1 protein-coding gene is annotated in these 9191 nt (G+C 72.2%); it reads left to right on the top strand.

Annotated features, from left to right (window positions below):
• On the top strand, nucleotides 1-9191 hold a 9191-nt coding region (locus IEJ02_RS47135; protein WP_191070407.1), incomplete at both ends, for a type I polyketide synthase.

The following is a 9191-nucleotide window of genomic DNA, read 5'->3' as shown; positions in this document are numbered from 1 at the left end:
GGTCTTTCAGGGGGTGCGGGCGGCGTGGCGTCGTGGTGGTGAGGTGTTCGCTGAGGTGGCGCTCGCGGAGGAGCAGCGGGCGGAGGCGGGGCGTTATGGTCTGCACCCGGCCCTCCTCGACGCCGCCCTGCACACCGCGGCATTGGGAGGGGACGATGCGGACCAGGACTCCTCCCGCCCGGGTCCCGGACTACCGTTCGTCTGGAGCGGTGTGTCCCTGTACGCAACCGGCGCGGACACCCTGCGCGTACGGCTCGCACCCGCCGGGCCGGATGCGGTCTCGCTCCTCGTCGCCGACACCACCGGGGCGCCGGTGGCCTCGGTGGCATCCCTGGTGACCCGTACGGTGACCCCTGAGCAGCTCCGGGCAGCGCGGAACGTGACGCATGACGCGCTGTTCCACACCACATGGCGCGAGGTTCCCGCCCAGCATGAAACCCCTGCGGCCACGGGCCGATGGGCGTTGCTCGGGAGCGTTGTGCCGCCGTACCTTGACGCCTTGAGCGGGGCGGATGGCACCACGTATCCGGAACTTGCGGACCTGAGCCAGGCCATGAATGACGGTATGGCCGCCCCCGGCACCGTTCTGGTCTCCTTCACGGCCGACTCCGGATCCCGCGTCGGCGACCCGACCGAGGCACGAAGGATGGCCCATCGTGCCCTGGGTGTGGTGCGGGAGTGGTTGGCTGAGGAGCGGTTTGCCGGTTCGCGGTTGGTGGTGGTGACGCGGGGTGCGGTGGCGGCCGTGCCGGGTGAGGATGTGCTGGATGTGGCGGCGGCTGCGGTGTGGGGTTTGGTGCGGTCGGCGCAGGCTGAGCATCCGGATCGGTTCGTCCTGGTGGACGTGGATGACGTAGCGGTGTCGGCCGATGTGCTTCAGGCGGTGCTGTCGTGTGCGGAGCCTCAGGTGGCCGTGCGTTCCGGGGAGGCTCTGGCGCCTCGGCTGGGGCGTGCCGTTGTTCCTGCGGCTTCTGCTGGGGGAGTTGGGTCGGGGTTTGCGTGGGATGCTGAGGGCACGGTGCTGGTGACCGGTGCCACCGGCACGCTGGGTGGTTTGGTGGCGCGGCATTTGGTGGCCGAGCGGGGGGTGCGGCATCTGGTGCTGGTCTCTCGGCGGGGGCGGGAGGCCGCTGGTGCGGTGGAGTTGGAGGCCGAGCTGGGGGAGCTGGGTGCGTCGGTGACGGTGGCGGCCTGCGACGTCGCCGACCGTGAGGCTTTGGCGGGGGTGCTGGCGGGTATTCCGGCGGATCGTCCGTTGCGTGGTGTGGTGCACGCGGCCGGTGTGCTGGACGACGGCGTCATCGAAACCCTGACTCCCGAACGTGTCGATACGGTGCTCCGCCCCAAGGCCGATGCCGCCTTCCACCTGCACGAGCTGACCCAGGACATGGATCTGGCGGCGTTCGTGGTGTTCTCCTCCGCGGCCGGCACGTTCGGCGGCGCCGGACAGGGCAACTACGCCGCGGCGAACGCCTACGTCGACGCCCTGGCGGCGCACCGACGTGCGCTCGGACTGCCCGCCGTCTCGCTGGCCTGGGGATTCTGGGCCGAGCGCAGTGGAATGACGGGCCACCTGGCCGACGAGGACGTACGGCGCATGCGGCGCGGCGGCATCGCCCCGCTGACGTCGGAAGAGGGCCTTGAACTGTTCGACGCGTCCGGGACCATGGCGCAGCCCGTCCTGCTGCCGATACGGCTGGACCTCCCGGCACTCCGCGCCCAGGCGGCGTCCGGTGCGGTGCCCGCCCTGCTCCGCGATCTGCTGACCGTTCCCACGCGTCGTACCGTGCGGCCGTCCAGCGGCGACGCGGGCGAGTCGGAACTGTGGCGGCGGCTCGCGCCCCTGTCGGCGGACGAGCAGGACGAAGCCCTGCTGAACCTGGTGTGCACTCACGTCGCCGAGGTGCTTGGACACGCGGGGGCGGAGTCCATCGAGGTGGGGCGTGCGTTCAAGGAGCTCGGGTTCGACTCGCTGACGGCGGTCGAGCTGCGGAACCGGTTGAACACGGCCACCGGGTTGCGCCTGCCCGCCACCCTCGTCTTCGACTACCCCACGCCCGTGGTGATCGCCCGCCATCTGCGCTCCGAGCTGGCCGAGGCGTACCAGGGCGCCACCCGGTCCGTCTCGCCATCCGGCGCCGCCGGTACGGGCACGCTCGCCACCCATGACGAGCCCATCGCGATCGTGGCGATGAGCTGCCGCTTTCCCGGTGGGGTGCGTACGCCGGAGCAGCTGTGGCAGCTCTTGGAGCGCGGTACGGACGCCATCTCGGCCTTCCCGGAAGACCGTGGCTGGGATGTGGAGGGCCTGTACGACCCGGACCCGGACGCCGCGGGGAAGAGCTATGCCCGCGAGGGCGGCTTCCTCTACGACGCGGGCGACTTCGACCCGGCGTTCTTCGGTATCTCGCCACGTGAGGCGTTGGCGATGGATCCGCAGCAGCGGCTGCTGCTGGAGACCTCGTGGGAGGCGCTGGAGCGGGCCGGTATCGACCCGACGACCCTGCGCGGCAGCCAGACCGGCGTCTTCGCCGGTGTGATGCACCACGACTACGGGCTGTCGCAGGGCCCGGGCGGTGGTCCCGGCGCCCCCAGCGCGGGCAGCATCGTCTCGGGGCGGGTCTCCTACACCTTCGGTTTCGAGGGTCCGGCGGTCACGGTGGACACCGCGTGTTCCTCGTCGCTGGTGGCGCTGCACCTGGCGACGCAGGCGCTGCGGCGGGGCGAGTGCTCGCTCGCGCTCGCGGGCGGTGTGACGGTGATGTCGACACCCGGTCTGTTCGTGGAGTTCAGCTGGCAGCGCGGGCTGTCGGCGGACGGTCGGTGCAGGGCCTTCGCGGGAGCGGCGGACGGCACCGGGTTCTCCGAGGGCGCGGGGGTGCTGCTGCTGGAGCGGCTGTCGGACGCACGGCGAAACGGGCACCGGGTGCTGGCGGTGGTGCGTGGTTCCGCGGTCAATCAGGACGGGGCGAGCAATGGGCTGTCGGCGCCGAATGGGCCGTCGCAGCAGCGGGTGATCCGGGCGGCGTTGGAGAGCGCTCGGCTGTCGGCCGCCGAGGTGGACGCGGTCGAGGCGCACGGTACGGGGACGAGGCTTGGTGACCCGATCGAGGCGCAGGCGTTGCTGGCGACGTACGGGCAGGAGCGCGCGGCCGAGGACCGGCCGCTGTGGCTGGGCGCGATCAAGTCGAACATCGGCCATACGCAGGCGGCGGCGGGCGTCGCGGGCGTCATGAAGATGGTGCTGGCGATGCGGCACGGCGTACTGCCGAAGACGTTGCATGTCGATGAGCCGTCGCCGCATGTGGACTGGTCGGCGGGTGCGGTCGAGCTGTTGACGGACGCGGTGGAGTGGCCGGAGACGGGCCGTCCGCGGCGTGCGGGTGTGTCGTCGTTCGGCATCAGCGGCACCAACGCCCACGTCATCCTGGAGCAGGCGTCGGCGGCGGTGCCCGACGCCGAAGTCATCTATGAACCAAGGCCGTTGACGTCCCCGGTCGTGCCGTGGGTGGTCTCGGGACGGTCCGAACCCGCACTGCGGGCGCAGGCGAGTCGGCTGGCGTCGTTCGCGGGGGAGCGGCCGGAGCTGCCGATCGTGGATGTGGCGCTGTCGTTGGCGACGACGCGTAGCGCGTTTGAGCATCGTGCTGTGGTGCTGGCCGCTGACCGGGATGGTCTCCTCGATGGCTTGGAGGCGCTGTCGATCGGCGATCCGGCGCCGGGCGTGGTCCAGGGTTCGGCGGCGCCGGGCAAGTTGGCGGTGTTGTTCTCGGGTCAGGGCAGCCAGCGGGTCGGGATGGGCCAGGGGCTGTATGAGGCGTTTCCGGTGTTCGCGGATGCCTTCGATGAGGTGTGTGGGCAGTTCGACGGGATGGTGGGGCGTTCGCTGCGGGCGGTGATCCGTGGGGACGTGGAGGGGCTGGATGAGACCGCGTATACCCAGTGTGGGTTGTTCGCGGTGGAGGTGGCGCTGTTCCGGTTGGTGGAGTCGTGGGGTGTGCGGCCGGACTTCGTGGCCGGGCATTCGATTGGTGAGCTGGTGGCGGCGTATGTGGCGGGGGTGCTGTCGCTTGCGGACGCGTGTGTGTTGGTGGCGGCTCGTGGGCGGTTGATGCAGGGGTTGCCGTCGGGTGGGGTGATGGTGTCGGTGCGGGCCGCCGAGGCGGATGTGCTGCCGTTGCTGGCCGGTCGCGGGGCCGAGGTGAGTGTGGCTGCGGTCAACGGCCCGTACTCGACCGTGATTTCCGGTGCGGAAGAGGCGGTGGCGGAGGTCGCCGGGCAGCTTGACGCTCAGGGCGTCAAGACCAAGCGGCTGCGGGTCTCCCATGCCTTCCACTCGCCCCTGATGGAGCCGATGCTGGCGGAGTTCCGGCAGGTGGCCGAGGGGTTGTCGTACGCGCCTCCGCGTATCCCCGTTGTGTCGAACGTGACGGGTCTGGTGGCGGATGCCGAGGCGCTGTGCTCCGCCGAGTACTGGGTGCGACACGTCCGAGAGACCGTGCGCTTCGCCGATGGCGTGAAGAGCCTGGCGGACCAGGGCGCCACGACCCATCTGGAGCTGGGCCCGGACGGGGTGCTGTCCGGAATGGGGCAGGAGTGCGCTCCCGACGCCACCTTCGCCCCGGCCCTGCGCACCGGTCGTGATGAGGCCACCTCGTTGCTCGAAGCGCTGGCGCGGATCCACGTCCGGGGCCGTTCCGTGGACTGGGCGGGACTGCTCGCACCGGCGCGCCCCCGGATCGTCGAGCTGCCCACGTATGCCTTCCAGCGGGAGCGGTACTGGCTGGAGTCGGCCGCGGCCACGGCGGATGTGGCCTCGGCGGGGCTCGGTTCGGCGGAGCATCCGCTGCTCGGTGCCGCGGTGACGCTGCCCGACTCCGACGGCTGCCTGTTCACCGGCCGGCTGTCCGCGCGTACGCACGCCTGGCTGACCGACCATGAGGTGCTGGGGGCGGTGATGCTCCCGGGGACGGCGTTCGTCGAGCTGGCGCTGCACGCGGGCGACCGCGTCGGATGCGCCCGGCTGGAGGAGCTGACGCTCGAGGCACCGCTGATCCTCCCCGAGCACGGTGGCGTACAGGTGCGGGTGACGGTCTCGGACGCCGATGACTCGGGGTGCCGGACGCTGACCGTGCATTCACGCGAGGACGGTGGGGAAGGGCCGTGGCTTCGGCATGCGACGGGCAGTGTCGCACCCGAGTCGTCCACCTCCGCTCGCGCCGCCCTCCCCGCCTCCGTATGGCCGCCGCGGGACGCCGAACCCGTGGCGCTGGACGGACACTACGAGCGGCTTGCCGAAACGGGGCTGCGGTACGGGCCGGTTTTCCAGGGGCTGCGTGGTGTGTGGCGGCGCGGGACCGAGGTGTTCGCCGAGGTCGCGCTGCCCGACGAGGCGGAGCAGACCCCGCGCGGCTTTGGCCTCCACCCGGCCTTGCTGGACGCCGCCCTGCACGCCGTGGGCGCTGCGGCCACCGGTACGTCGGAGCAGATCCGGCTGCCGTTCTCATGGAGCGGGGTGTCACTGTACGCGGCCGGCGCCGCCATGCTGCGCGTATGCCTTACCCCGACGGGACCCGATGGCATGGCGCTGTCGATGGAGGTGACGGACGGGACCGGTGCGCCGGTGGCCACGGTGGAGTCGCTGGCGACGCGTCCCGTCTCCCCGGAGCAGGTCAACGCGGCGCGCGGGGCGGTGCACCAGTCCCTCTTCCAGCTGAACTGGAGCATTCTGCCGGGCGCTGAAACGCCCGCGAACCGCGCCGTGGCCGAGGTGGCGCCGCTGGACGGCGTCGACTGGCACGACATAGCGGCATTCGGTGAGGCAATCGGCGCCGAAGGGGCCGTGCCTCCGGCGGTGGCGTGTGTGGTCCCATCCGTGCCCATCACTGACGGCGACGCGATACGGGACATGATCCATCGGGCACTCGAGCTGGTGCGGGGATGGCTGGCCGAGGAGCGGTTCACCGGATCGCGACTGGTGATCGCCACGCATGGCGCGGTGACCGTCGAGGACGACGAGGGCAGCCAGAACGACAAGGCGGTGGTGGATCTCGCGGCGGCCGCCGTATGGGGTCTGGTGCGGACCGCGCAGACCGAGCACCCGGATCGGTTCGTCCTGGTCGACCTGGACGGTGGGGAGCGGAATCTGGAGCACGAGCCCGGGCGTCGGCCACTGACCCCCGAGGCTCTTTCCGTGCTGTCCGCGGCGGTGGCGAGTGGCGAACCCCAGGTTGCCGTGCGCGGCGGGCGGCTGCTGGCGCCCCGCCTGGGCCGAGTGCGGACCGCCGAGACCACCGGGACCACCGGGACCACCCAGCCCACCGGGACCGCCCAGTCCACCGGGACCACTCAGCCCACCCCGACCACCGGGACCGTCCAGACCGCCGAAGCCTCGACGCACTCGGCGGCGTGGGACGTGGAAGGCACGGTCCTGGTGACCGGCGCCACCGGCACGCTGGGCGGGCTGGTCGCCCGCCACCTCGTGGCCGAGCGCGGCGTACGCCATCTGCTGCTGGTGAGCCGTCGCGGTGCGGACGCCCCCGGCGCCCGCGCGCTGGAGGACGAGCTGGTGGCGGCGGGCGCCTCGGTCAGCTGGGCCGCCTGCGACGTGGCCGACCGGGACGCGCTGACCGCCGCCATGAAGGGCATCTGCGAAGCACATCCGCTGCGCGGAGTGGTCCACACGGCCGGGGTACTCGACGACGGCGTCATCGCATCGCTGACGCCGGAGCGCATGGACGCCGTACTGCGCCCGAAGATGGACGCGGCCATCACCCTGCACGAGCTGACCGAGGCGATGGACCTCTCGGCGTTCGTCGTGTTCTCCTCGGCCGCCGGGACCTTCGGCACGGCCGGGCAGGCCAACTACGCGGCCGCCAACGCCTTCCTCGACGCCCTGATACGGCGCCGCCGGGCCTCGGGGCTGCCCGGCCTGTCGCTCGCGTGGGGCTTGTGGGACGAGCGCGGCGGAATGGCCGGCGGGCTGGCCGAGGCGGATCTGCGGCGCATGGGCCGGGCCGGAGTGGACGGTCTGTCGCCCGAGGAGGGCCTGGCCCTGTTCGACGCGGGGTGCGCCGGGGAACTGCCCGTGGTCATCCCCATGCGGCTGGACCCGGCCAAGGCGCGTGGCGCCGACGGTGAAGTGCCGTACATCATGCGGGAGTTGGTGCGGCCCCCGGCGCGCCGGGCCGCGGCCGAGGGCACCGGTGCCGCGGGTGACCTGCGGGAGCGGATCGCCGCAGCGTCGTCGGAGGATGGCGAACGCCTGGTACTGGACCTGGTGCGGCGGTGCGTGGCCACGGTGCTCGGACACGGTGGCGCGGCCGCGGTGGAGCCGGGCCGCGCCTTCAAGGACTTCGGCTTCGACTCGCTGACGGCGGTGGAGCTGCGCAACCGCCTGGGCACGGCCACCGGACTGCGTCTCACGGCCACGCTGGTGTTCGACTATCCGAACCCGCTCGCCCTGGCCCGCCATCTCCACCAGGAGCTGACCGGCGGGGACGACGGAGTACGTCCGGACCGGCCCGCCCTGCCCGCCGGCAAGGCGGACACCGATGACGACCTGGTGGCGATCGTCGGCATGGCCTGCCGTTTCCCCGGTGGCGCCCGGTCCCCGGAGGAGCTGTGGCGGCTGCTCGCGGCGGGCGACGAGGCCATTTCCGGCTTCCCCGTCAACCGTGGCTGGGATGTGGCGGGGCTGTACGACCCCGACCCGGAGGCGGATGGCAAGAGCTATGCGCGGGAGGGCGGCTTCCTGCACACCGCCGGTGAGTTCGACCCGGCGTTCTTCGGTATCTCGCCGCGTGAGGCCCTGGCGATGGACCCGCAGCAGCGGCTGCTGCTGGAGACGTCATGGGAGGCGTTCGAGCGGGCGGGAATCGACGCGACGACGCTTCGGGGCAGTGCGACCGGTGTCTTCGCGGGTCTGATGTACCACGACTACGGCTCCCAGCTCCGGAGCGTTCCCGAGGGCGCCGAGGGCTACCTCGCCACGGGTGGGTCCGGAAGCATCGCATCGGGCCGGGTCGCCTACACCTTCGGTCTCGAGGGCCCGGCCGTGACCATCGACACCGCCTGTTCGTCGTCGTTGGTGGCACTCCACTTGGCGGCGCAGGCGCTGCGGCAGGGCGAGTGCTCGCTGGCGCTGGCGGGCGGAGTGGCGGTGATGTCCACCCCCGCCACCTTCGTGGAGTTCAGCCGTCAGCGGGGCCTGGCGCCGGACGGCCGGTGCAAGCCGTTCGCGGCCGCCGCGGATGGCACGGGCTGGGGCGAGGGCGTGGGCATGCTGCTGCTGGAGCGGCTGTCGGACGCGCGCCGCAACGGCCACCAGATCCTCGCGGTGGTACGCGGCTCCGCCGTCAACCAGGACGGTGCGAGCAACGGCCTCACGGCACCCAACGGCCCCTCGCAACAGAGAGTGATCCGGGCGGCGCTGGCGAACGCGCGGCTGTCGGCCGCCGAGGTGGACGCGGTCGAGGCGCACGGGACGGGTACGACGCTGGGCGATCCGATCGAGGCCCAGGCCCTGCTGGCCACGTACGGCCGTGAACGCGCCGACGACCAGCCCCTGTGGCTCGGCTCGATCAAGTCCAACATCGGACACACCCAGGCCGCGGCCGGTGTCGCGGGCATCATGAAGATGGTGCTCGCCATGCGCCATGGTCTGCTGCCGCGGACGCTGGGCGTGGACGAACCATCGCCGCACATCGACTGGACGGCGGGAGCCGTCGAGCTGCTCACCGAGGCCAGGCCCTGGCCCGAGACCGGTCGCCCACGCCGGGCGGGCGTCTCCTCCTTCGGCCTCAGCGGCACCAACGCGCACATCATCCTCGAGCAGGCGCCGTCGACCGAGGGCGAAAGCCCTGCGGGGGAAGGCGAGTTGGCGCCCGCTGTGGTGCCGTGGGTGCTGTCGGCGAAGTCCGATGCCGGTGTGCGCGAGCAGGCCGGGCGGCTGCTCTCGCTGGTGGCCGAGGAGGCCGGTCCCGCGGTGACGGACATCGGTCTGTCGCTGGTCACCACGCGGGCGACGTTCGAGCGGCGGGCGGTGGTGCTGGGCGGTGACCGTAGCGCGCTCGTGAGCGGCCTGACGGCGCTGGCCGAGGGCCGCGAGGCCACCGGCGCGGTGCGGGGGGCCGTGGTCGGCCCCGACGCTCGTGCGGCCTTTGTCTTCCCTGGTCAGGGGTCGCAGTGGG

This window comes from Streptomyces sp. 5-10, assembly GCF_014712245.1.
In the GTDB taxonomy this organism is placed as follows: Bacteria; Actinomycetota; Actinomycetes; order Streptomycetales; family Streptomycetaceae; genus Streptomyces; species Streptomyces violaceusniger.
Note: the sequence above shows the minus strand (reverse complement) of the source record. Positions and strands in the feature narration are given on the sequence as shown.